The following is a 23,888-nucleotide window of genomic DNA, read 5'->3' on the forward strand; positions in this document are numbered from 1 at the left end:
CAGTTAACGCTGTGTCGTAAAACATAAAAACAAGGATAAATCGACATGTACATCTCTTGGAAACTGCCGTTGGGGCTCGGGCTTCTTTCGTGCATTGCTTTACCCGTATCCGCCGCTGACCCTTCATCGCAGTGGGGGTCGGGAGATTGGGGAGGGGTACGCAGCGAGTTACTGGAAAAGGGTGTGGACGTCATCGTCGGGTACACCGGTGAAGCGGCCACCAATGTCCATGGCGGCTACAACCATGACCGCACCGCACGCTACACGGCGCAGTGGGCCCTGGGGACGCACCTGGATCTGCAAAAACTGCTGGGCTGGAATGACGCAGAGTTCCAGTTATTGGTGACCGAGCGCAACGGCAACAACCTCTCTAATGATCGGGTTGCTGATCCACGTACGGGCCAGCTCAGTTCCGTTCAGGAAGTGTGGGGCCGGGGACAAACCTGGCGCCTGACCCAGATGTGGTATCGACAAAAGTTTTTCGACGGCGCACTGGACCTCAAGCTGGGGCGCCTGGGGGTCAACGAAGACTTCAACAGTTTCCCTTGTGACTTCCAGAGCCTGTCGTTCTGCAGTGCACCCATCGGCAACGTCGCCGGTGATGTCTGGTACAGCGGTCCCGTCAGCCAGTGGGGAGGGAGGGTTCGTTACAACATCGATGAACAGTGGGCGGTGCAGGTCGGGGTGTACGAGCAAAACCCTTCGAACCTGGAGACCGGCAACGGCTTCAAACTCAGCGGCAGCGGTACCAAAGGCGCGCTGGTGCCCGTAGAGGTGATCTGGAAACCGACGCTGGGTAGCGAAGCGCTGCCGGGGGAATACCGGTTGGGCTACTACCACAGCAGCGCCAGCGCCAATGATGTGTTTGACGATGTTAACGGCGATCCGCAAGGGTTGAGTGGCCAGGCGCCCAAATCCCGCAGCAGCAAACATGGCGCGTGGATCATGGGCCAGCAGCAACTCACCTCCCATCACGGTGATACGTCACGTGGCTTGAGCGTTTTTGCCAGCGTGACCGTCCACGACAAGGCCACCAGCGGCATCGAGAGTTTCCAGAACATCGGCGCGGTCTACAAAGGCCCGTTCGATGCCCGGCCTAAGGATGACATCGGCCTGGGTGTCGCTCGGCTACTGGTCAACGATGCCGTGACCAAACGCCAACGCCAGATCAATGAAAGCACGGGCATTGACGACTACGACAACCCGCAATACGTCCCCGTCCAGCACAGTGAATACAACATTGAGCTCAACTATGGCGTTCATGTCACCGACTGGTTGACCGTGCGCCCGAACGTGCAGTACGTCCGTAATCCAGGCGGCGTTTACGAAGTGGATAACGCTCTGGTCGCAGGCGTGAAGCTCCAGGCGAGCTTCTAAGCGTTTGACTCATTAGCCCGTCTGCTAAAGCGGCGTTTTTATACGCAATTGAACATTGTAGCGTCGGTGTCAGAGCAGTAAGTACTCGCTGTCTAATTTCCCCATAACGATTGAGAAGGAAAACTAAAATGAGTAAATCCCAGGGAAAAGTTGCTTTTGTTACCGGTGCAGGTCAAGGGATCGGTGAGGCCATTGCGTTGCGATTGGCGTCAGATGGTTTTGCGGTGGCCTGTGCTGATATGAATATTGAAACCGCACGTCATGTTGCTGAAAGAATCAAAAAAGAGGGCGGGAGAGCCTTGGCGATAAAAGTTGATGTGGCCGATCGCGATGATGTCTTCAGCGCCGTGCAGGAAGCGGTGGATGGTCTGGGCGATCTACACGTTGTCATCAATAATGCGGGTATTGCGCCTATTGCTCCCATTGAATCTATTACGCCAGAGATTTACAGGAGAACGTTTGATATCAATGTGGGTGGTGTTTTATGGGGTATACAGGCCGCTGTAAATGCATTCAAAACGTTGGGGCACGGTGGCAAAATCATCAGTGCCTCCTCGCAGGCAGGTCATGTCGGGAATCCAGACTTGGCTGTGTATGGTGGGACTAAATTTGCAGTGCGTGGTATCACCCAAACGGCGGCCAGGGAGTTGGCCCACCTCGGCATTACGGTGAATGCATATTGCCCTGGTATTGTGAATACACCCATGATGCGCAAGGTTGCCCAAGATGTGGCGGACAATGCTAATCAAAGCGTTGAGTGGGGAATGGAGCAATTTGCCCAGCATATTGCGTTAAAGAGACTTTCTCAGCCGGAGGATGTTGCTGGCTGTGTTTCATTCTTGTCCGGCCCTGATTCTGACTATATGACAGGTCAGGCCGTAATTATTGATGGTGGAATGGTATTTAATTAAGTCTTGACTAGCCGCTGTGCACTACCGAAGAAAAATAAGCCCCGGGCAGGCGTCGCCAATCAATCAAGCTGATTGACGACGCCGTGTCCAGGTCTGAAGCGTTGACGGTGGGCTGACGTGAACCGTTACGCTTGCCTGAACGCAAACTGCCAACGCCCTGGAGCTTCCCAGTGCGTCGGCAGGCTTTGAGTCTGCAGGTGCTTACGCTTTGTTGGATGCCTTTGCCGCAAAGGCGCCATCACCCAGCAACGCTACAACCAGTGCCGTTACGGACAGGTAGACAGGATATTCCCAGCCGCCATTGGCGTTGGTGAAGCTCCAGCCATTGCCGAAGTGGACGGTCGCGGCAACGAACAGTTGAACCACTGCCAGAGCGGCTACCCAGCGCGCATAGATACCCAGCACCAGCATCAAACCGCCGATGACTTCAAAGGCCATGACCGGGTAGGCCAGGAAGCCTGGGAAACCAATGGATTCAAAAAAGCCTGCGGTACCTGCCGGGGTAAACACCAGCACTTTGGTAAGGCCGTGGGCAATGAACATGATGCCGAGAGCCAAGCGCATTACGAAGGCGGCGTATGGAGCGGTACGTGAGTCGATCATGGTGCAGTTCCTTTTGTTTATTTGGAAAGTGACAACGTGTTGGTCAGCCATTGCGAAAAATCGGCCAGTTCTTCAGCGACAATCTCGTGGGCCATGTCGTAGAAATGTGTTTCGTGGACGACGCCGATTCGATCCAGCCAGGCGTCCGCCTCTTTCGCCCAATCCACCGGCAGGACGTTGTCCTGATGACCGTGGGCGATGAAGGCAGAGACCGACTTGAGCCGATCGGCTGAAGCGATCCGGGGATCAAGTTCGCGCAGCATCCGGCCACTCAATATCGCGAAACCTGCAACCAGCTCGGGCTCGGTGACCCCAAGGCTTGCACTCATGATGCCGCCTTGGCTGAAGCCGGCGATCACGGTCGGCAGCTTGGGCTGCGCCTCTATGAAGCGCTGCAAGAGTTGCCGGCTGGATTCCGCCTGCTCTTGATTGAACGAAGGGCCGCTGCTGGTGAAGTTCACCTGATACCAAGCGAAGCCTTGTGGGCCAACCTGCAACGGACCGCGGAGCAGAATCACTTCCAGCTCCTCGGGCAGCGATGCGGCCAATGACGCGAGATTCGCTTCATTTGAACCGACGCCATGCAGCAGAAGCAGGCGACCCTTGGGCGCCGAAGTACGGCTCCCTTTGCGGAAAAACAGGCCCGTTTGCGGCTCGCGAGCGGCTTCGGAAAAAGAGGTATCACGCATGATCTGTAACGCCTTGGCTGGGTTGAGTGGAGTCGAATCCACCAGGGTTGTTCGAAGAAAACAGGTAGCTGTCCATCGCCAGTACGCCATAGCTCACGCCGCCTTCCAGGACACGAGTCTCATAGTGTTCGCCGGCCGCGCCGAGGGCGATGAGCAACGGTAAAAAATGCTCATCAGTCGGGTGGGCACGTTCGGCTGAAGGTGCGTGCTGCTTATAGTCCAGCAGGAAATCGGTGTTGCCCGCCTGCAGGGCTTGGGCTGTCCAGGCCGCAAACTCTTTCACGTAATCGGCCCCATGGCGGGCCGCGCCCCGAAACTCATACAAGTTATGGGTCAGGCTTCCGGAAGCCACGATCAGCACATTCATATCTCGCAGTGGCTTGAGGGCTTGGCCCAATTTCCAGGCCTGGTGGGTATCGAGGCTGGCAGGCATCGATACCTGAACGACTGGAACGTCTGCCTCAGGGGCCAGATGCAGCAGCGGTACCCAAGCGCCGTGGTCCAGACCTCGGCGGGCGTCAAGCCGCGACTTCCATCCCGCATTCTGCAGCAGATCCACGATATGAGCGGCCAAGGCTGGAGCACCGGGTGCTGGGTAGCGCAACTGGTACAACGCGTCGGGAAAACCACCGAAATCGTGAATGGTTTCAGGAGCGATGCTCGCTGTAACGCTGATTTCGCCACGCGTCATCCAATGCGGGGAGAGGATGACGATGGCATCAGGTCGCGGCAGTTCGCGACCGAGCTCGGCCAGACCTTGACCCGCCAGGCCAGGCTCGATGGCAAACATCGGAGCACCATGAGACACAAACAACAGGGGGAACGAAGTGTTCATGGTGAATACTCCTCAATGATTACTTGTTAAGCCAGACAGGGGCGATGGACGCGCCCAGACCTGCGCCGTAGCCGAGGTAGATATTCAAGCCTGCCAATGGCTCCAGATAACGGGCATTGATCAGTGCACCCGCGTCAACCGTGTTCCAACCCAGGCTTTGTGCCAAGGCGGTCGCGGTCTGTTTGGCCCGCTCGCTGTCGCTGGCGACAAACACACTGCCGCGCTGGTCATTAGCGAATGTAGGGCCGTCGGCAAGCACTTGGGCGAAAAGGGTGTTGAACGCTTTAACGACATGGGCTTGAGGCACTGCTTTGGCAATTTCCTCGCCCGCGCTGGTGATGTGCCCAATGGTCAGCGACATGTAGTCGGCGCTCAATGGGTTGGTGATGTCGATAACCACCTTGCCCTGCAGGTTGCCCAAGCTTTGCAGCGCTTTGGCGGCATCTTCGTAGGCGGTTGCAACGACAACGACGTCGCTGTCACCCAGTGCCTCGGCAGCCGGATAGGCGCTGACATTGTCAAACTGAGCGGCCAGGGCTTTGGCCTTGTCGATGTCGCGGCCCGTGATACGAACGATATGGCCAACGCTGGACAGCTGTTTTGCGAACGCCGAACCCATGTTGCCGGTACCCACTACTGTGATTTTCATAGCGACCTCATTTGCATTGATGTGCGTTTCGATGGGCTCAGTTTATAGGTTGAGATATTGAGATAAATAAGGCCAAATGCGACTAACCGTTCCACTTATCGAGACAATGATGGACAGAGCGCTGGAGATGCAGGTCTTCTGCACCGTGGTCGATAAAGGCAGCTTTGTCGGTGCGGCCGAGCCCCTTGGAATGTCCAAGGCGGCCATCTCGCGCTATGTGAGCGGCCTTGAAGAACGACTCGGTGCGCGGCTTCTGCACCGCACGACTCGACGTCTTTCACTGACGGAGGAGGGGCGCCAGTTTTACCACCAGGCGCGTGAAGTCCTGGCGCTCATGGATCAGGCCGAGGAGGCCGTATCGTCCACAGCACCGGAACCCAGTGGCGTTTTGAGGGTGAATGCACCGGTCAGTTTCGGTGTGCTGCACTTGGCGCCGCTATGGGGCGACTTCATGAAGGCCTACCCCAACGTTGAGTTGGACATCAGCTTGAACGACCGGCTGGTGGATCTTGTGGAGGAGGGGTTCGATGCCGCTGTTCGCATTGCCCGCATGGAAAACTCGTCCCTGGTAGGGCGCCGTCTAGCGGGCACGCGGATGTGCTTGTGTGCCTCGCCCGACTATCTGGCGAGCCACCCTCAAGTGCGCACCTTGGCGGATCTGACACAGCACGGGGTGATTGCCTACACCCACTTCGCCAGCGGCAATGAATGGCAGTTCCAGGGCCCTGACGGCAGCGAAAGTGTGCGCACCCGCTCTATCGTTCGCTGCAACAATGGTGATACCTGCCGCAGTATTGCCTTGGCGGGTGGCGGTATTGCCTTGCAGCCCAGCTTCATGGTGGCCGAGGATTTGCGGGCGGGGGACCTGGTGGAGATTTTGCCTGAGTACCAGTCGGTCGAACTGGGCATCTACGTGGTCTATCCCACACGCAAGCACTTGGCGACCAAGGTCCGGGTGCTGATCAATTTTCTGGCTGAGCGATTTGCCCACCCTCAATGGGAGCAATAGTGGGCATTTCGCCGGGCACAGTCTGACTCAGCCCTTATCCAGAAAGCCCCGCAGGTCGCTGGCGAACTTTTCCGTGTTCTTCAATGCCAGGAGTGAACGTCTTCGCCGAGCAGCGAGAGAAGCGATTGGTTGTTCAGTGGGTGGTTCAAAGTAACGTCCCATTCAGTTGAAGAAATGGCGCAGTTGATTCAGGGCGCGAGGGGGCGCCTCTTCACCCATGCCGGCGCTTATTGACGTTGATCAGAGGCTGCGTACAGGTTTACGGCGATGCAGAGTGCCAAAACCAGCGCTGAAAACAGCATTGCGGTGGATAGCCCGGCGGAAAAAGCGGCCTTATCCGAATGGGCGATCATCGTGCCGAAGACCGCGACGCCTATCACTCCGCCCAGTTGCCGCGCGGAGGCCATCAGGCCGGAGGCGATGCCCGCGTCGTGCTGCGTGACCGAGGACAGCATCGAGTTGGTGATGGACGGTACTGACATGGCGCTGCCAATACCCACCAGCATCAGCGCACCATTGAGCAACCAGAGCGAGGTGTTGGAAGTGGTTTGCGAAAGGGCGATGAACCCGACGACCTGAACCGTGAAACCCGTCGTGATAATGCGAGTGGCACTGAACCGTTTGGCGAACCTTGACGAGAGCATCGTTGAAAGTGTCAGCACCGCCGTCAGCGGGATGAATGACAACCCCGTTTTGAACGCGTCGTAGTGCAGGAATGTTTGAAAGTAAATGCTGAAAACAAAGACCGTTCCATAAAATGTCAGATTGATCGCAGCTCCTGCGAGCGCCATGCTCCCCAGCACTTTGTTTTTGGCCAGGTGAGCGGGCAGCATCGGATGTTTTACCCGCCGCTCAATCAGAATAAATGCCACTGCACAGGTCACGGCAATTGCCATCGCGGTGAGTGTTTCGCTTACCCAACCTTTTGCACTGGATTCGGTCAAGCCATAGGTCAGTGATGCCAGGCAAATCGCAACACTGATTTGCCCTGGAATGTCGACGTGCTTATCAACCCGAGGAGAGGCAGGGGCGTAGTGCAGGATCAGCCCGATCGCCAGCAGGCCGATCGGAATATTAAGCAGAAATACGCTTCGCCAGCCGAAGTACTCGATCATCAGGCCACCGATCACGGGACCGGCCGCCAGTGCGATACCCCCACAGGCGCCCCAAAGCGCAACAGCGGCACGACGTGCATCAGGGTCATGAAATGACACGCGGATCAGGGTGAGTGATGTCGGTATCAGCAAGGCCGCGCCGATGCCCTGGACGACGCGCATGGTGATCAGCATGGTCATGCTGTCGGCGAGAGCACAGCCAACGGAGGCGAGGGTAAAGATAGCGAAACCCGCGGCAAAGACGGATTTTGCCCCCCACTTGTCGCCCCATGCGCCCCCCAGGACGAGCAAGGCAGAAAACGGCAGCGCGTAGCTGTTAATGACCCACTGCAGGCCTGTGAGGTCAGTGCCGAATGCGCTCTTAAGGGCGCCAAGGCCGACGTTCACGACGCTGACATCTAGTTGAACGACAAGAAACCCCAGACAGGCAGCGGTCAGAATCGCGCGTAACGAAGAGGGTGATTTGGATATAGCGGTCACTGCTTCACAGCCCCAGGCATGTCGTGGTTGTGAGTCCATCAGCCACCGCCAGCGAAGTCAGGGCGTGCCTGGCTATCGCTGGCAGCATTCGCTTACACGAACTGCAGAACGTCGTTAACGGCTTTACGAGGCTTTTGCGGCCAGTTGGCCGAGCCGGGATAGCCCACGGTGATCAACATCACCGGAATCTCAGTCGCGGAGAGACCAAATGCCTGCGCAACTGCCGACTGGTCGAACCCGATCATTGGCGTCGAAACAAGGCCTTGGCCCTTGGCGGCGAGCATCAGAGTCATGGCGGCCAGTGAGCCTGAGCGGATCGCTTCGTCGCGTTGTAACTGCGGGTTTTCCTGGTACATGCCTTGAGCGGCGCCCACCCACATGTCGTAGATCGCCTGGTCAATGATGCCGGCATCCAGCGTCGGCTTCAGGGCTGAAGGCAGGGTTTCATGAGGATTGAGGGTGCCGCAGATAATAAAGGTCACGGCTGCATCCATGACCTTCTGTTGACCGTAGGCCAATGGCAGCAACCGCGCCTTTGCTTCGGTGCTGCGGACTGCCAGGAACTTCCAGTTTTGAAGGTTGAAGGCGGAGGGGGCGTGTGTAGCCAGATCGATCAGGTCGGTGACCTGTTGATCCGTCAGCTGGCGTTCAGTGTCGTAGCTGTTGGCGGAAATTCGGGACTTAATAATGTCAGCAATACCGGACATGGTGATCTCTGTGTGGGAAAGGGGATGCGCGCAGTCCCGGTTGTTGCCGTCGAGCCTGCGCTGTCAATGAACTTAGCGGCTGAAGCCGTCGAACGGGGTCATGTACACCGCCCCGAACGGGTCCAGGCGTTTGCGGACTTCGGCATCCGGTGTGCCATAGACCACCAGACTGGTCACGGTGCACAGTTCGAGGAAGCGCTTGCCGAAAGGCGCAAAGGTGGTGTCTACGTGGCTGACGACGGCATCGGCTTTATAGCGTTCAAGGATGTGAACGGTGCTGTTGTCTTGGTTGACGCTGTATTCGTAAACCAGCGTGTCAGGCTCGGTGCTGGTGGCTGCCACGATGTTCGCGATCAGCGCCTTGAACTCTGGAAACTCGGCGGGTTTTACCGAGAGGGAGAACAGGCAGGAAATATGTGGGTGCATGGATAACGCTTCCGTCAGAGGCTTCATAAGAAGCCTGTTGAGGATGCATCGCTGGCCCAGCCGATGCATTCGGTGCTGATGGGGGTCAGGATTTCTCGGGCGCGTTCCCGAACAGTTTGCCGGCGCCAGCCCAGTCAGAAGCAGCAACGTCTTCAAAAATGACGTAGATATAGCTGGCATCGGTACCGGTGTGCTTAACGATGCTTTCGGTGATGTCTGCGGCAACAGCGGCTTTTTGCGCGTGTTCTTTACCTTCGAACCAGCTCACACGTACGACGGGCATGATGGTGTCCTCTTGGGGCATTGATCTGGAGAGAGGTGCGCGATGTGTCATCACGATCTGCACCGTTGTCTTTCTAGAACACATCCTACTGTTGAACATGCTAGCGATAAACGGCCTTAAACTATAATCTGGGTAGACTAAAATTCTACAATCGGCGAGCCGGCATGGTACCTATCGATTCGTTTCAGGGCGTCATCACATTCGTAGTGGCTGCGCGCTCGACCAGCTTCACCCAGGCAGCTGAGCGCCTGGGCCTGTCAAAATCCGCCGTAGGCAAAGCCATTGCGCGCCTGGAAGAGCGCTTGGGTACCCAGCTGTTTCATCGCACCACTCGCCGGATTTCCCTGACCGCGGACGGTGAGGCGTATTTCGTGGCGTGCTCTACCGCCCTTGAGGAAATTGGTGCTGCAGAGAGCGGATTGGGGCCCGGCGCTGGTGAGCCTTCCGGACGTCTGCGAGTAGACATACCTGTGGCATTCGGGCGTCGGGTCGTCGCCCCGTTGCTGTTTGAGATCGCCAACAAGTACCCGGCTTTGCAACTGAACTTGACGTTTTCCGACCACCTGGTTGATCCCTTCGAGGAGGGGATCGATTTGTTGGTCCGCTTCGGAGAACTGCAGGACACCAGCGGTCTGGTGGCGCGGCGGCTGACCCGACAACGCTGGGCCATTTGTGCCGCCCCCGACTACCTGACACGCTTTGGTGTTCCGCAGACCCTGGAAGATCTGAGCCATCACCGTTGCATTGTCGGGCATCGACGCGGCCAGCCGCTGTCATGGCGGGTCATGCAGGCGGGGCAGACCGTACGTTACGCGCCACCCTCGACCCATCAGATTGGCGACGGGGAAGCCATGATTCTCGCGGCAGTCGCTGGCACGGGCTTGTGCCAGATGCCACGCAGCCTGTTCCAGGAGGATATCGAAGCGGGCAGGCTGGTGGAGGTTCTGCAAGCGTATGAACCGGAAGCTGTCGATGTGCATGCCGTCTGGCCAAAGGTGTCCCATCTGCGGCCGAAGGTGAGGTACGTGGTCGATGAGCTGGTCAAGCTATGTGAGCATTGGCAGTGATACAGGCTGACGCCAGGTGAGTGCTATCGCTGGATGAGACCGCCACTCCGTCAACCCTAATCGCTCAATCGCTGAACAGATCAAACATCAGTTGCCTGAACCATTTGTTGGCCGGGTCCCGATTGTATTTACCGTGCCAGAACAAGTTGATGGCGATCTCGGGAAGCGGCAGAGGCAACGGCAGGCTCGTCAGCCCGAAGGGGCCCGTGCAGCTGTTGGCGAAACGTTCCGGCACTGTGGCGATCAGGTCTGTGTTCTGCAGGATATGGCCGACGGCGACAAAGTGCGGAACCTCCAGTCGAATGTCTCGTTTCAGACCGGCCCGCTGCATATGCGTATCGATCTCTCCATGCCCCGTGCTGGCGGCGATGATCCTGACATGCCCGAACTCGCAAAAGCTCTCCCGCGTCATGGGCTGTTCAGTGAGCGGATGGCCCTTGCGGCATAAGCACACGTAGCGATGGTGGAACAGGCGCCTCTGGTAGAAGCCCGCTTGCAGATCCGGCAGCAAACCGACGGCCAGATCCACTTCTCCACTAGCCAGGTTCTCGGAAAGTTCTGCATTGCTGCGCAATGTGCTGACCGATATCCCGGGGGCCTGTTTGAGCAGGGCGTCGATCAACCGTGGCACAAAGTAAACTTCCCCGATGTCGGTCATCGCCACGACAAAGCGCTTCTGGCTGGTCGCCGGATCGAACTCGTCATGGCGATTGATCGCGCCATGCAGGAGGCTGATCGCCTGAGAGACCGGTTCGGCCAGTTGAGCGGCGTAGGGTGTCGGTTGCATCCCCTTATTGGTGCGCACAAACAGCTCGTCGTTAAACGTGTTCCGCAAACGCTTGAGCGCATTGCTGACGGCGGGTTGAGTCAGCCCAAGGCTCTCGGCCGCAGCTGAAACACTTCGATCCACCAGCAATTGGTGAAAGATCACCAGCAGATTCAGATCCAGTTCACGCAGATTCATCGCGACTTTTCTCGGCTTGGAGGCGGCTCTTGAAAGTTAATAAATATTCAGGTTGGTGATAGTGTGTATGGGGTTGAGGGCATTTATCAATGACTTGTGAATAGTCATGATCGGACTATTCCAAAAACAACACATAAGGTTTCCCCCATGAGTAGCCCTCATTCTGTCTTGCAAGTGGGCATTGTCGGCGGTGGCATCGCTGGCGTTGCCTTGGCACTGGATCTTTGCCGTCATCAGCATCTGGAAGTGAAATTATTTGAATCTGCTCCCGCCTTCGGCGAGGTCGGCGCAGGCGTGTCCTTTGGTGCGAACGCCGTCAGGGCCATCGAAGGACTTGGTGTCGGAAAACCCTACGAACTCATCGCTGACCGCACCCCGCAACCGTGGCAAGACATCTGGTTTGAATGGCGTCGAGGCGTCGATGCCGGTTATCTAGGTGCCAGCGTTGCCCAAGGCGTCGGTCAGTCCTCCGTTCACCGCGCAGATTTCCTCGACGCCTTGGCAACGCAATTGCCAGAAGGCATCGCCTGCTTCGACAAACGTGCGGTTGGCGTCCATGAGATGGGGGACAGGGTCAGCGTTCAGTTCACCGACGGCACGGACTATCAGTGCGACCTTTTGATCGCCGCCGACGGTATCAAATCCTCGATTCGCGACTATGTACTCCAGGGGCTGGGTCAGCCTTTGGTCGCGCCGCGATTCAGCGGGACCTGCGCCTATCGTGGAATGATCGACAGTGAGCAACTGCGCGCCGCCTATCGCGCTGCGGGTATTGATGAACACCTGATCAACGTCCCACAAATGTACCTGGGGCTCGACGCCCACATCCTCACGTTCCCGGTCAAGCAGGGCCGATTGATCAACGTGGTTGCATTCGTTTCTGATCGCACTGACCCCAACCCGGTATGGCCGCAAGACACACCGTGGGTCAAAAGCACCAGCCAGGCCCAGATGCTGGAAGCATTCTCTGAGTGGGGTGATGCCGTTCGCGTGCTGCTCGAGTGCATTCCCGCGCCCACCCTCTGGGCACTTCACGAACTGGAGGAGCTTGCAGGCTACACACATGGTCGCGTAGCGCTGATCGGTGACGCCGCCCACGCGATGCTCCCCCATCAAGGAGCCGGTGCAGGGCAGGGGCTGGAAGATGCCTGGCTACTCGCGCGCCTTCTGGGGGACCCTCGTGTGCTTGAAGGTGGCACCCAAAACGTACTTGAGGTGTACGACGCTATCCGCAGACCTCGCGCCTGCAGGGTTCAGCGAACGTCCTGGGAAGCCGGCGAACTCTACGAGTTTCGAGACCGTCAGGTCGAAGATCAAGAACCTCTTCTGTCGACAACCCTGGCCAGTCGTTTCGACTGGCTGTGGAACCACGACATGCAATCGGACCTGGCAGAGGCTCGCACCCGACTCGGGTGGGCAGAGGCCATTTGATTGCGCTCCTGCAATGCGCCCGTTTCCTGAGGCTGGTGCGCGACACCCACAATAAAAACAGGTAATACCTCGATGACTGTCCGTATTTCCAATACCGCACCAATGCTTGAGCTGTTCCAAGACGCAGCAGGGCTGAAGAATGCCGCTGGCAACCCGCGCAACAAGCAAATCGTGTTACGTATCCTGCAAGAGACCGCCAGGCTTATTGAAGAGCTGGACATAAGCGACGATGAATTCTGGGTAGGTGTTGAATACATCAACCGTCTCGGCAAAAGCAACGAAGCGGGGCTGCTGGCGGCAGGTCTGGGCGTTGAGCACTTTCTGGATCTACTTAACGATGCCAAGCAAGCCGAAGCCGGGCGCACCGGAGGAACACCGCGCACGATTGAAGGGCCTTTGTACGTAGCCGGCGCGCCGCTCAGTCAGGGCTATGCCCGTATGTATGATGGTGCCGAGGATGATGTCGCGACGCCTATGTTTGTCGAGGGCCAGATCCTGGATCTGCAAGGGCAGCCGATCGCTGGTGCCCTGGTAGACCTGTGGCAAGCCGACAGCCAGGGCAACTATTCCCACTTCGATAAAAGCCAATCCGAATTCAATTTGCGCCGGCGCATCGTGACCGACGCCGAGGGACGTTATCGCGCCAGAAGTATCGTGCCGTCGGGCTACGGCTGTAACCCTCAGGGTCCGACCCAGGAGTGCCTCAACCAATTGGGCCGCCATGGCCAGCGCCCGGCGCATATCCACTTTTTCGTATCCGCCCCGGGCTACGAACACTTGACCACGCAGATCAACCTGTCCAACGACAAATACCTCTGGGATGACTTCGCTTACGCCACCCGGGATGGATTGATTGGTGAGGTGCACTTCATCGATGACCAAGCCTTGGCTGCTGCCCATGAAGTGGCAGGACGTTTTGCACAATTGTCATTTGATTTTCAGCTGCGCCCGGCAGCCAACCCTGAAGCGGAGCAACGGAGCAACGGAGCAATCGCCCGCGTGCTTTTCAAGAAGAGTAAGCCAAAGCGGCATACCCAGAAAAACTTATTCAAGAGGATAAAGGCATGTCCACAAGCGATCTCACAGCCATCGAAGTAACCGTCGCCGTGTTGCGTGAAGCAGGTGGCAAGCTCCATCTTGAGCGCGCAAAGCTGGCCGCCCCGCGTGCCGACGAGGTCCGCGTGCGTGTCGTGGCTACAGGTGTTTGCCACACCGATATGGTCGTTCGTGATCAGCTCTTTCCTACGCCGTTGCCAATCATCTTGGGCCACGAAGGTGCGGGCGTGGTTGAGGCGGTGGGCGCCGCGGTAACGACCATTGTTCCTGGCGATCATGTGGTCATGACTTATATGTCCTGCGGCTTGTGCCTGCCCTGCGAGACCGGGCATCCCGCACATTGTTCCCATATGCATCCGCTGAACTTCGGTGGCGGGCGCCTCGACGGCAGTACTTCCACCTGCAGCTGCGACACCGATGCTCCGATACATGACCACTTCTTCGGCCAGTCGTCTTTTTCGACTTACGTGATCGCCAACGAGCGCAATGTCGTGAAAGTGCCCAAGCATGCACCGCTCGAATTGCTGGGCCCGCTGGGGTGCGGCATTCAGACAGGCGCAGGTTCGGTACTCAAGGCTCTGCAGGTAGAGGCGGGAGCCAGTTTCGCCGCCTTCGGTGCTGGCGCGGTGGGCCTGGCCGCAGTTATGGCCGCCAAGGTTGCCGGCGCCACCACCATTATTGCCGTCGACGTCACACCAAGTCGCTTGAGCCTTGCGCTTGAAGTGGGTGCCACCCACGTGATTAACAGCAGGGAAGAAGACCCGGTTCAGCGCATTCGCGAGATCACTGGCGGCGGGGTGAACTACAGCCTGGAATGCTCGGGCCGCGCAGAAGTATTGCGTCAGGCCATCGACGCCCTCACCACGCTGGGCACGTGCGGGATTGTAGGGGCGACGAAAATGGGTACTGAGGTCGCGTTCAACATCAACGACGTCATGATCCCCGGCAAGCGAATCATGGGCATTGTCCAGGGCGATGTGGTCGCCAACGCCTTCATTCCCACCCTCGTCGAACTGCACCTGCAAGGTCGCTTCCCGTTTGACAAGCTATGCCGGTTCTACGCGTTTGACCAGGTCAACACAGCGATGACCGACAGCGAAAGCGGTATCACGATCAAACCGATTCTACGCATGCCGGCTGCGGCCGACCTGGCGTGATTGTTCAGGCTCATTAAAGGAACCCAAGATGAATGTTCAGCTCGTAATCGACAATACCCCGCAAGATGCCTCGGACGGTAAGACCTACCAGCGTGTTGACCCTGTCAGCGGCAAGGTTGTCACTACCGGCGCCGCCTGCAGCGTCGAAGACGCCCGGCGTGTTGCGGCCTCTTCGCAGCAGGCGTTCAAAACATGGTCGAAGGTCGGTCCTACCGAACGTCGTCGTCTGTTGCTGGCGGCAGCCGATGTACTGGAAAGCAAGATGGACCTTTTCTGCAGTGTCATGGCAGAAGAGATCGGTGCTTCCCAGTTATGGTCGCAGTTCAATGTGGGGGCTTCCGCCAACCTGCTCCGTGAAGCCGCCGCACTCACGACGCAAATCAAGGGTGAAACCCTTGCCACCGACAAACCTGGCACTTTATCGGTAACCCTGCGTCAGCCCGCCGGTACGGTATTGAGCATCGCGCCATGGAACGGCCCGGTCATCCTGGGCACCCGATCCATCGCCTACCCGTTGGCGTGTGGCAATACCGTCATTTTCAAAGGCTCGGAAAATAGCCCGCGCACCCATGAGTTGCTGGCGCAGGCCTTCTATGAAGCGGGCTTTCCGCCCGGCGTGTTGAATTTCATCATCTCTGCGCCCGAAGATGCCGGTGCTGTGACGGAAGTGTTGATTGCCCACGATACGGTTCGCCGAGTGAACTTCACCGGTTCGACCAAAGTGGGCCGGATGATTGCCCAGACCAGTGCGAAACACCTTAAACGCTGCCTTCTGGAGCTGGGCGGCAAGGCGCCGTTTATCGTGCTCGATGATGCCGACCTGGATGGCGCAGTCAATGCCGCAGTGTTTGGCGCCTTTCTGTACCAGGGGCAAATTTGCATGTCGACCGAACGGTTCGTTGTCGATGAAGCCGTGGCGGACGTGTTCGTTGCGAAGTTTGCGCAGCGTATCCGCGGTCTTGAGCACGGTAACCCGGTGACCAATCCAGCCAGCGTAGTGGGTCCGGTGATTTCCCAGGGCTCCGTGCAGCGCATCAACCAGTTGCTTGACGATGCCATCGGCAAGGGCGCCAATATTGTTGTAGGTGGGCTGGCGGATCAGGCTCAAATGGCGCCGACGCTGGTGGACCGAGTGTCCTCGGCGATGGAGATCTACGATGAAGAAACCTTCGGCCCGGTCACTACTGTGGTGCGAGTCAAAGGCGCCGAGCAGGCGCTGGAAGTCGCCAACGACACCGCGTTCGGCCTGTCATCGGCGATTTTTAGCCGCAATGTCAGCCTCGCCCTGGACCTCGCCAGCCGGTTGGACGCGGGTTGCGTGCATATCAACGGGGCCACCGTGCAAAACGAGCCCCAGGCACCCTACGGCGGCATGAAGAACAGTGGCTATGGCCGGTTCGACGGCAGCGCCGTTATCGACGAGTTTACTGAAGTGAAGTGGGTCACGGTCGAGCCCTCCGACCAACTTTATCCGTTCTGACGTCAGGTCACGGTGATCGGCTCTGAGGAGCCGGTTACCGACACTCCTTGCTTTTGACGACGACACCCTTGCGCCAAGCGGTACTGGATCAAGCTAACAATTGCTCTTTAGGTTTGCTTATGCACGCTCAAGCGCTGGAGCTTCATTTACTTGAAGGTCTTTTGCAGCATGGAAATGATCAGTGCAATGGCGGCGACTACGATGACAGCCCAAAAGTATTCCATGCTTGCGACCAGGGTTGATTGTTGGTGCAAGGATTGTGCAAGCGTCGACACTGAAATCTGACTGGCTGGGCCCGCGCCTACGGCAGGGGTGAGTGCTTGAGTCAGCATCTGAGTCTGTTCCAGATAGAGCGGATCGCCTGAGCTGAAATGCCCGTTGAGGTTGTTGTATTGCAGGGTGGTGCGCCATTGCAGAAACAGGGTGGCAACGGTGGTGCCGAGTGCCATGGCAATCTGCGCCAGCATACTTTTGATCTGATAGGCATGGGCGAACAGCGTGTCATGGTGTGTCACGTCACGAAATGTCTGCATGGCCGCCGTGGCGAGCACCAGCATCACGAAGCACCCGTTAAGCACCAGCGCAGGCAAGATGTTCGACCACATATTGGCGTCGGGCGTCAGGGATGACAGCAGCATGCCAAAACTGATCAGGGCAACGAATCCGGCCACGAAAAACTTCTTGGGAGCCGGGTACTTTGGAATGACGATGGCCATGACGATCCATGTCAACAGCGCACCAGCCAAGCCGAAGGCCTGGAACGTACCGATGGTGTCCCAGGAATACCCCAGCGCCGTTTGCAGGAAGTACGGCAAAATGTAGTTGTTGCTGCCTAGCACAATGTAGGTGAAGCAGAACAACGCCACCCCGAGGATGTAGCGAGACTGCATCAAGTCCTTGACCTTAAGGAAGGGCGCCTCTTTACCGTGTTCGGCGTGGAAGAAGATATACACGCCCAGGGCGGCCAGCAGCGCGAAGGCGAGGAGGATGAACGTCTCATTGTAAAAGTCGTAGTAGGAGCGCTGGAGCACATACAGCAGGAAGAAAGTACTGACGGATAACAACAGGATGTTCGCCGGGCTGGAGGGCGTCTGGTCATCTTCATGAATCGGTGTGTTGGGTAAAAAGCGAGTGCAGAGCACGGCCGCCGCCGACGCACCGGCGATCAGTAGCCAGAAGATCGCGTGCCACGTGTCCTCGACCACCACCAGTGATGAAAGAAAGGGCGCCGCTGCCGTACCGCTGGCCAGCCCCGTGGCGAATACTTTTACCCCGACGAAACGCCCGGGACCCGGCGGGAGCAGGTTGACCATCAGGCGCGCCGAGGTCATGAACGATGCGCCGCCCAGCGCCATGACCACGCGGCCGGCGGTGAAGGTGGTGAGGTCACTGCTGACGCCGCACACAAAAGCCCCCAACACGTAAATGCTGATGGAGCCCAGCATGAAGTTGCGCCAGCCGAGCCGTTCCACCAACCAGCGCTGTTTTGAGATAACCACCACTGCGATACACGCATAGAGCGCTGCAATCAGGGTGAATTCTTCAGGGCTGGCGTCAATCTCACCGCGGATGGGGGCGGAGGCAAAGGCGATCATGCCTGCCTGCAGATACTCCAATGCGCACAGCAGCCCTACGGTGATCAACAAGGCGGCGTTTTTCCGGTACATGAGCTACCCCGTCAAGGTTTCAGATGCTTGGCATATTGGCCACGGTCATCGTTGGCGCTGATCACTTGCTCCACGACGTCATTGGCGTCCTTAAGCTCATTTTCAAAGACGTTGGTGCTGTAGGCCGGTTGCGCGGGCGTCTTTTTATTGAGCACCTGGCCACTGGTGTCGGTGGTATCTACGGACACGTGCATGGAGAGTCCGAGGCGCAGCGGGTTGGCGGCGATTTCCTCGGGTTGCAGGGCGATTCGCACTGGCACGCGCTGGGTCACCTTGATCCAGTTACCCGTGGCGTTTTGGGCGGGCATCAAGGAAAACGCACTGCCGGTACCGGCATCAAGGCCCACTATGGTGCCGTGAAAAACCACTTTGCGGCCGTAGGCATCGGCACGCAGCACTACGGGTTGGCCGATCCGCAAATCCTGGATCTGCGACTCCTTGAAGTTAGCGTTCACCCACACTTGATCAAGCGGAACCACCGACATCAGCGCCACGCCCGGATTGATGCGCTGGCCAACTTGCACGCTGCGTTTGGTGATCAGGCCGGTAACCGGCGAGTAGATTTGCGTGCGATGCAGGGAAATAAAGGCATCGCGTAAATTGGCCGCGGCCACCAGCACGTCGGGATGGGTGCGCAGCGTCGTATTGTCGACCATAGCCAAGCGAACGGCCAGTGCATGCTGGGTGCCGTCGAGGCCTGCCAGGGCGTTTTTGAGGACTTCCTCGGCATGGCTGATCTCTTCACGGGAGACAGCGCCGCTGGCGGCAAGTTGACTGCGCCGGCGGACGTCGTCCTGGGCCTTGCGCACGTCGTTCTGTCGTTGGCTGACCTCAGCTTCCAGTTGCTGCACTTGGTAATACTGGGTCCGCGCCTGACGCACGGCGCGGGCCAGGTTGGATTGGGTGCGTTGGTACTGGATCTCGGCATCAACGGCGTTGAGCGTGACCAGTGGCGCATGGGCATCGACATGGTCGGTGTTGTCGCCACTAATCACCGTCACGGTGCCGCTGACCTGGGAGGTCACCTGAACGATGTTGCCGTCCACATAGGCATCGTCGGTAGATTCGGTACCAAGTCCCAACAGGTGCCAGATTCCCAAGGTGGCCATTAACAGCACAATGCCGAGGATCAGCAGAAATTGGGGGCGATAGGAAGCTTTGGGTTGAGCGGGATGGACGGGGGAGGGTGTTTGGGTGGTCATGATTTATCAGCTACGGTTGGGAGTGCAGGGGCGGTGGTGGAGAACTCGGGGCGATAGCCGCCGCCCAGCGCCCGGCTCAAGTTGGCTTGCAGAGAAAGCGCACGGGACTGCAGCGTGACCAATTGACTTTTCTGGGTCAGTGTCGCGTTCTCGGTGGCCAGCACTTGCAGGTACGTTGCCAGCCCCGAGCCATAGCGCAGGTTGACTAAATCGGCCGCGGCCTGGGCTGTGTTGACCGCTTCAGTCTGTTGTACCAGGCGCTCTTTCAACCAACGCAGCGAAGACAATTGATCCGCAATGTCACGTAGCGCGTCGATGACGGTCTGGTTGTAGTTTTCAACGGCGAGGTCGTAAGCCGCATCCTGAGCATCCAGATTGCCGCGCAAGCGCCCACCCTCGAAGATGGGCAGGCTGATCGCCGGCGAAAAACCTAGAATTCGACTGCTGTGGTCGTTGAAGGTGTCGAACGCGAGGCTTTGCAGGCCAATAAAGGACGTGAGGTTCACGTTTGGGTAAAACCGGGCTTTGGCCACATCAATCTCATGCCCCGATGCCTCTACGCGCCAGCGTTGAGCGACCACGTCGGGACGGTGCCCGACCAACTCAGCAGGAATATTACTGGGTAGCGCGATGGTGCTGGTTGCCTGCATGTGGGGGCGGGCAATCGAGCGTCCACGATCAGGCCCCTTGCCGAGCAAAGAGGCGAGCTTGTTCTGGTTAAGCTCAATCACTTCTTTGAGGCCCGCAATATTGGCCCGGCTGGCGGGCAGCGAGGCTTGGGATTGCTTTATGTCGATCTGCGTGCCCAATTCGGCGGTAAAGCGCTGCTGCGTCAGCTGTTCGATGTGCACTTGCTGGTCGAGTAACGCTTGAGCAACGTCCAGTTGCTCATAAGTGTCCTGCAAGGCGATGTAGGTTTGCACGATGGACGCCGATAGCATCAGCGCTGCTGCGCGGCTGTCAACCTCAAGCGCATGTCGGCGCCCCACGGCGGCTTCAACTGCCGAGCGATTCTTACCCCAGAAATCCAGTTCGTACCCGACATTTAGTGTCGCCTGGTTGACGTTTTGCCAGGTGCCTTTCACGGGCGCGGGCGTGGTGCCGTTAGCACTGAAGCGTTCGCGGGTGGTACTTGCCGTCGCGTCAATTCGAGGCAACAGCGAGGCACTTTCGATGGCCTCCAGGGCGCCAGCCTGGTGCACACGAGCGGCGGCGGAGCGCAGTGTCGGACTATCCGCGAGCGCCTCTTCGACCAATGTGTTGAGCTGCGCATCGTTGAAGCTGGTCCACCAGGTTTCGGTTGGCCAAGCGGCAGGCGATAACGTGATGCCGCTATTGGCCAGGGTTTCACCGGCATCCCCGGGTGAGAGCATTCTGGACTGGGGCTTCAAGTCGCTGAAGGAGCAACCGGCAAGCAGGATCAGCAGGACAGAGACTGACGCTTGGGCGGCAAAGGGACGTCTGGATCGCACGTCCGTAAACCCCTCATTTTTTCGACTGTTCATGAACGGTATTCTCTGGCGTAAAGACTGATGTGCAGCAATGAAAAGGTGACGGGTTATGAGCGCGATGAAGCTAATAAAAACTATCAGTGTCGTTAGGGGCAAAAAAAAGATTCAGGTACCCAACCGACTATCGAGCTCTCAAGCCTTTTACGATCAACGCCACCGAATGGTCGATGTCGTCAAGATTCTCCAGGTTTGCGGTGACCAGATGCAGCCAGGACATGCCGGTGAGCATAGACACGGCAACCTCCACCGCAGGACCGTCGACAATTTCCCCTGTGCTCACTGCTCTGGCGAATATCTTGCGCAAAGTACGTTCGCGACGCGGTAGAAATTCTTCTCGGAATTCCGCAATGGCCTTTGAATCCAACTGAATTTCAATGAAGACACTGCGAAGGGTTTCGCCGGCGCTTGAAGACCGCCACCAACTCCAAAGCGAGCGCAAATGCTCAATCAAATCCTGTTCCAGATTCCCGGTGTCAGGAGAGATGACGAAAGTCAACGCTGCGCGCTCGTAAACATCCCTCAACAAAGCGCCTTTGCTGCGCCACCACCGATAGATGGTCGGCTTGCTTGACCCGGCGCGCTCGACAAGCGCATCCATGGTGAACGCCCGATACCCTTGCTCTTCAAGAATAGCGGCGGCCGCTTCCAGGATGGCCTCGGTGCTTTGCGGGCTGCGCACCGCGCCAATCGAGGATCGGCTACGTGGTTTGGCAGGCGTGGACTTGGTGGTCTTTTGGGTCATGGGCTTGGCGATGCTCGAAATCGGCTGTTCAGTGCTTTGCGAATTCTATAGAAACTGACAGTGTTTATACAATAGCGTTTTCCAGGGGCAACGTAGTTAGCTGATGGTCGGAGGGGCTGCTTGCCGGTGGCTTGGGCATTTGCCGGAGCTCCGGCTTAGTGCTGAGAAAGAATGGTCTCGAGCAATCCTGGGAAGCGACAGCCAAGCACGCGTCTAGCTGGTACCGCCTGCGAGTTAGGCGTTGACGGCTGTTAGCTTGAACTGCTCTGAGTATTTACTCATAAAAAACACCCCGATCATGGCCCGTGACGCCACCTCCGCACAAAACGGATAGATATCTGCACGGGTCGGATATTGCATTTTGTTTTTCCTCCATAGCCTCACATGGCCTCAAAAAAACGATGGACTTATCGTCTGCCGTTCTTAAAAAATAATGAGAGACGGATGCCATGCGCAATATCGGCGTACATGAGGTTATCGAAAAACTGGCTGATCTTCTGTCATACCTGAACGCCGCTGTGATCGGCATGGAGGCTCATAGGGCACGTAAAGTCTGGGCAGGTTTGCTGTTGATGGTTGCAGGCGTGGGCGCTGTGGTGTTGGCCTGGGGTGATAGCGGGCGCCTGCTGCCCGGGTTTCATCAAACGTTGCCCGAGCAGCCGCCCATTACCTTATAAACCAGGCGATGGGTTTCACCTTGGTGATCGACATAAATCATGGTCGCGGGCACTACTTCGCAGGCACCTGCCGTTCGTGTGACCGATATCACCTCGGCGATATCGGGCGGCTGCGCGGGGTTGTACTGAGTCGCCGGGATTTGTTCGTTGCCGGCCGCCATGGCCGAGGTCGCGATTACTGCCAGAAATAGACCGATCAACGTTTTCATTTTTCTTTTCTCCGTGGTGATCCTGATGCCTAAAGTCTATTCCTCGCCTGCTATGGATAAAGAGGTGTTCGCTTGATGCAGCGTTACATGAAACGCAACAGTCGGCGCGCCGGGAGGACTTATGGACCTGTTCAATAGCGTGCGGGTGTTCGTCCGCGTGGTGGACAGCGGCAGTTTTACCGCAGCAGCGCAGGCGCTCGACTTATCGACTGCGCAAGTCTCGCGGTTGGTGGCGGACCTGGAGCAGCATGTGCAAGCCCGCCTTCTGCAACGCACCACACGGCGACTGGTATTGACCGAAGCCGGGGAGCGTTTTCTGTTACGTGGCCGGCAGATTCTCGAGGAAATGAAAGAGGCCACGGCTGAAGCCCGCGGCGCCCATCTCAAGCCCAGTGGTCGGCTCCGCGTACACAGCATGAACGGCCTGGGCGTACTGATCACGCCGCTGATCGCTCGGTATGGAGAGCTCTACCCCGACGTGCTCTTCGAGCTGACCCTTTCACATCGCAATCCAGACCCGCTGGAAGAAGGCTACGATGTGGTCATCTCGATTGCCCAGGAATTAGCCGATACACAATTTGTCGCACAGGCCATCGGTCAGATCTACAGCGTGCCTTGTGCCTCCAGGGATTACCTGGAGCGCCACGGCGTACCCGGCAACCCTTTGGATCTGAATGAGCATCGCTGCCTGCGAATGCTCGAACCTTTGTACAGTGATGAATGGGTATTTCACGACGAGCAGGGCGAGCATCGTGTCATCCCCGGCAAGACCTTTCAGAGCAATGTCGCCGAGTCCATGGTCAAAGCCTCTGAGGCTGGCATGGGCATCAGTCTGCTGCCGTTTTATACCGCGACCCGTCCGGTGAGTGAGGGCAAGTTGCTGCGCCTGCTGGCGGCTTATCGTCTACGGGAGCGCACTGTCTATGCGCTCTACCCATCACGGCGTTTTCTCGATGCCAAAGTCAGAACCTGGGTTGATTTTCTCAGGGCTGAGTTGCCCAGGCTATTCGCGGAGCATGAGGCTGTTTTGAAAGATCCACGGCATTGGGCCTGATGGATCTAAAGAGCAGCTGAGTGTGATGACCAGATCCGCGTCCGGTCTGTTGCGCCCAGCCCGCAACTCGGCGCGCGTAGACATCCAGCTCGCAAGTGGTAGTGGTGAACACTTTGGAGTCGATATCTGACACGTCTGGATGATCCCTGACGCAGACAATTCGGTTAGTTCTTAATAACCTTGAAAGTGGTGCGCGGAGATCAACAATGGCTATCAGTGTTTTTGACTTGTTCAAAATTGGAGTCGGCCCCTCCAGTTCCCATACCGTCGGCCCGCTACAGATTGAGCCACGGCTGATGGATCTGCGTGAGACGCAATGCCTGCTGCTGGCCGGTCAATACCGTGTGCCTTTTGTATGGCAGCGGGACATGCGCCTCCTGGATGAGAACCTGCCTTACCATCTCAACGCCATGACGTTGAGTGCGTTTGCCGAGAATCATCTGCTGTTGTGCGAAACCTACTACTCCATCGGGGGTGGCTTTGTCATCGACCAGCAACAGGCAGAGAGTGGCCAACTCGATAAAGATCTGACCGAACTGCCCTATGACTTCAGTAACGCTTCCCTGCTTGGTAGTGATCTCGAAAGG

Annotated in this window: 24 protein-coding genes and 1 pseudogene; 11 read left to right on the forward strand and 14 right to left on the reverse strand. The window is 57.7% G+C overall.

Annotated elements, in window-relative coordinates:
- Positions 1–45 precede the first annotated feature (45 nt).
- The gene (locus AC1MEA_RS18280) at positions 46–1,377 is read left to right on the forward strand and encodes a carbohydrate porin (protein WP_480416994.1); all 1,332 of its coding nucleotides are present in this window, start codon (positions 46–48) and stop codon (positions 1,375–1,377) included.
- A gap of 128 nt (positions 1,378–1,505) precedes the next feature.
- Positions 1,506–2,288, forward strand: coding sequence for a (S)-acetoin forming diacetyl reductase (locus AC1MEA_RS18285; protein WP_219060116.1), 783 nt, complete (start codon positions 1,506–1,508; stop codon positions 2,286–2,288).
- Positions 2,289–2,489: 201 nt separating this feature from the next.
- On the opposite strand, the gene AC1MEA_RS18290 is transcribed toward AC1MEA_RS18285, so the two are convergent.
- The 4 genes from AC1MEA_RS18290 to AC1MEA_RS18305 are packed head-to-tail and all read right to left on the reverse strand — an operon-like array spanning position 2,490 to position 5,064.
- Positions 2,490–2,891 carry a DoxX family protein gene (locus AC1MEA_RS18290; RefSeq protein WP_219060115.1) on the reverse strand — a complete coding sequence of 134 codons (402 nt, stop codon included), beginning with the start codon at positions 2,889–2,891 and terminating at the stop codon, positions 2,490–2,492.
- Positions 2,892–2,908: 17 nt separating this feature from the next.
- Complete coding sequence (locus tag AC1MEA_RS18295) at positions 2,909–3,580, reverse strand: alpha/beta hydrolase (RefSeq protein ID WP_219060114.1); 672 nt, start codon at positions 3,578–3,580, stop codon at positions 2,909–2,911.
- Entirely contained in the window at positions 3,573–4,415 is an 843-nt protein-coding gene (locus tag AC1MEA_RS18300) for a DODA-type extradiol aromatic ring-opening family dioxygenase (protein ID WP_480416995.1), read from the reverse strand. The genes AC1MEA_RS18295 and AC1MEA_RS18300 overlap by 8 nt, the downstream gene beginning before the upstream one ends.
- 19 nt (positions 4,416–4,434) lie before the next feature.
- Positions 4,435–5,064: an NADPH-dependent F420 reductase gene (locus AC1MEA_RS18305; RefSeq protein WP_480416996.1), complete on the reverse strand. Its 630-nt coding sequence runs from the start codon at positions 5,062–5,064 to the stop codon at positions 4,435–4,437.
- Positions 5,065–5,173: 109 nt separating this feature from the next.
- Here AC1MEA_RS18305 and AC1MEA_RS18310 point away from each other — a divergent pair, with 109 nt between their 5' ends.
- Complete coding sequence (locus AC1MEA_RS18310; protein ID WP_480416997.1) at positions 5,174–6,073, forward strand: LysR family transcriptional regulator; 900 nt, start codon at positions 5,174–5,176, stop codon at positions 6,071–6,073.
- A 227-nt stretch (positions 6,074–6,300) separates the two neighbouring features.
- Here AC1MEA_RS18310 and AC1MEA_RS18315 read toward each other — a convergent pair whose 3' ends face one another.
- From AC1MEA_RS18315 to AC1MEA_RS18330, 4 genes are all read right to left on the reverse strand, one after another.
- Positions 6,301–7,707, reverse strand: a complete 1,407-nt coding sequence (locus AC1MEA_RS18315; protein ID WP_480416998.1) for an MFS transporter — start codon at positions 7,705–7,707, stop codon at positions 6,301–6,303.
- Between the two features lie 53 nt (positions 7,708–7,760).
- Complete coding sequence (locus AC1MEA_RS18320; RefSeq protein WP_480416999.1) at positions 7,761–8,375, reverse strand: nitroreductase family protein; 615 nt, start codon at positions 8,373–8,375, stop codon at positions 7,761–7,763.
- Between the two features lie 72 nt (positions 8,376–8,447).
- Positions 8,448–8,801 carry a putative quinol monooxygenase gene (locus AC1MEA_RS18325; protein ID WP_480918169.1) on the reverse strand — a complete coding sequence of 118 codons (354 nt, stop codon included), beginning with the start codon at positions 8,799–8,801 and terminating at the stop codon, positions 8,448–8,450.
- Positions 8,802–8,886: 85 nt separating this feature from the next.
- Positions 8,887–9,084 (reverse strand): tautomerase family protein, encoded by a 198-nt coding sequence (locus tag AC1MEA_RS18330; protein ID WP_219060109.1) that lies wholly within the window; start codon positions 9,082–9,084, stop codon positions 8,887–8,889.
- Between the two features lie 164 nt (positions 9,085–9,248).
- Here AC1MEA_RS18330 and AC1MEA_RS18335 point away from each other — a divergent pair, with 164 nt between their 5' ends.
- On the forward strand, positions 9,249–10,151 hold the full coding sequence (locus tag AC1MEA_RS18335) for a LysR family transcriptional regulator (RefSeq protein WP_219060108.1): 903 nt from the start codon (positions 9,249–9,251) through the stop codon (positions 10,149–10,151).
- A 64-nt stretch (positions 10,152–10,215) separates the two neighbouring features.
- Here AC1MEA_RS18335 and AC1MEA_RS18340 read toward each other — a convergent pair whose 3' ends face one another.
- Positions 10,216–11,115, reverse strand: a complete 900-nt coding sequence (locus AC1MEA_RS18340) for a LysR family transcriptional regulator (RefSeq protein WP_480417000.1) — start codon at positions 11,113–11,115, stop codon at positions 10,216–10,218.
- Between the two features lie 147 nt (positions 11,116–11,262).
- Here AC1MEA_RS18340 and salA point away from each other — a divergent pair, with 147 nt between their 5' ends.
- From salA to AC1MEA_RS18360, 4 genes are all read left to right on the forward strand, one after another.
- The gene (gene salA / locus AC1MEA_RS18345) at positions 11,263–12,546 is read left to right on the forward strand and encodes a salicylate 1-monooxygenase (RefSeq protein WP_480417001.1); all 1,284 of its coding nucleotides are present in this window, start codon (positions 11,263–11,265) and stop codon (positions 12,544–12,546) included.
- Positions 12,547–12,618: 72 nt separating this feature from the next.
- Positions 12,619–13,644 (forward strand): catechol 1,2-dioxygenase, encoded by a 1,026-nt coding sequence (gene catA, locus AC1MEA_RS18350; RefSeq protein ID WP_480417002.1) that lies wholly within the window; start codon positions 12,619–12,621, stop codon positions 13,642–13,644.
- Entirely contained in the window at positions 13,611–14,759 is a 1,149-nt protein-coding gene (locus AC1MEA_RS18355; RefSeq protein ID WP_480417003.1) for an NAD(P)-dependent alcohol dehydrogenase, read from the forward strand. The genes catA and AC1MEA_RS18355 overlap by 34 nt, the downstream gene beginning before the upstream one ends.
- 28 nt (positions 14,760–14,787) lie before the next feature.
- A complete protein-coding gene (locus AC1MEA_RS18360) occupies positions 14,788–16,239 on the forward strand; it encodes an aldehyde dehydrogenase (protein WP_480417004.1) in 1,452 nt (483 codons plus the stop codon).
- Positions 16,240–16,385: 146 nt separating this feature from the next.
- Here the strand turns inward: AC1MEA_RS18360 and AC1MEA_RS18365 are convergent, their stop codons facing one another.
- The 4 genes from AC1MEA_RS18365 to AC1MEA_RS18380 form a co-directional block, all read right to left on the reverse strand.
- Positions 16,386–17,906 (reverse strand): MFS transporter, encoded by a 1,521-nt coding sequence (locus AC1MEA_RS18365; protein ID WP_201021257.1) that lies wholly within the window; start codon positions 17,904–17,906, stop codon positions 16,386–16,388.
- An 11-nt stretch (positions 17,907–17,917) separates the two neighbouring features.
- Entirely contained in the window at positions 17,918–19,108 is a 1,191-nt protein-coding gene (locus AC1MEA_RS18370; protein WP_480417005.1) for an EmrA/EmrK family multidrug efflux transporter periplasmic adaptor subunit, read from the reverse strand.
- Positions 19,105–20,613 (reverse strand): efflux transporter outer membrane subunit, encoded by a 1,509-nt coding sequence (locus tag AC1MEA_RS18375; RefSeq protein WP_480417006.1) that lies wholly within the window; start codon positions 20,611–20,613, stop codon positions 19,105–19,107. The genes AC1MEA_RS18370 and AC1MEA_RS18375 overlap by 4 nt, the downstream gene beginning before the upstream one ends.
- Positions 20,614–20,740: 127 nt before the next feature.
- Positions 20,741–21,361: a TetR/AcrR family transcriptional regulator gene (locus tag AC1MEA_RS18380; RefSeq protein WP_480417007.1), complete on the reverse strand. Its 621-nt coding sequence runs from the start codon at positions 21,359–21,361 to the stop codon at positions 20,741–20,743.
- 449 nt (positions 21,362–21,810) lie between these two features.
- Here AC1MEA_RS18380 and AC1MEA_RS18385 point away from each other — a divergent pair, with 449 nt between their 5' ends.
- Positions 21,811–22,038 (forward strand): hypothetical protein, encoded by a 228-nt coding sequence (locus AC1MEA_RS18385; protein WP_219060100.1) that lies wholly within the window; start codon positions 21,811–21,813, stop codon positions 22,036–22,038.
- Here AC1MEA_RS18385 and AC1MEA_RS18390 read toward each other — a convergent pair.
- A complete protein-coding gene (locus tag AC1MEA_RS18390) occupies positions 22,002–22,247 on the reverse strand; it encodes a DUF2790 domain-containing protein (protein WP_480417008.1) in 246 nt (81 codons plus the stop codon). The two genes, AC1MEA_RS18385 and AC1MEA_RS18390, sit on opposite strands and share 37 nt — an antisense overlap.
- A 121-nt stretch (positions 22,248–22,368) precedes the next feature.
- Between AC1MEA_RS18390 and AC1MEA_RS18395 the strand changes: the two genes are divergently transcribed.
- Entirely contained in the window at positions 22,369–23,301 is a 933-nt protein-coding gene (locus AC1MEA_RS18395) for a LysR family transcriptional regulator (protein ID WP_480417009.1), read from the forward strand.
- Positions 23,302–23,507: 206 nt separating this feature from the next.
- Positions 23,508–23,870: pseudogene (locus tag AC1MEA_RS18400) on the forward strand (serine dehydratase beta chain); the annotation flags it as partial.
- Positions 23,871–23,888: the final 18 nt, after the last annotated feature.

The organism is Pseudomonas sp. ASL8, assembly GCF_056680355.1.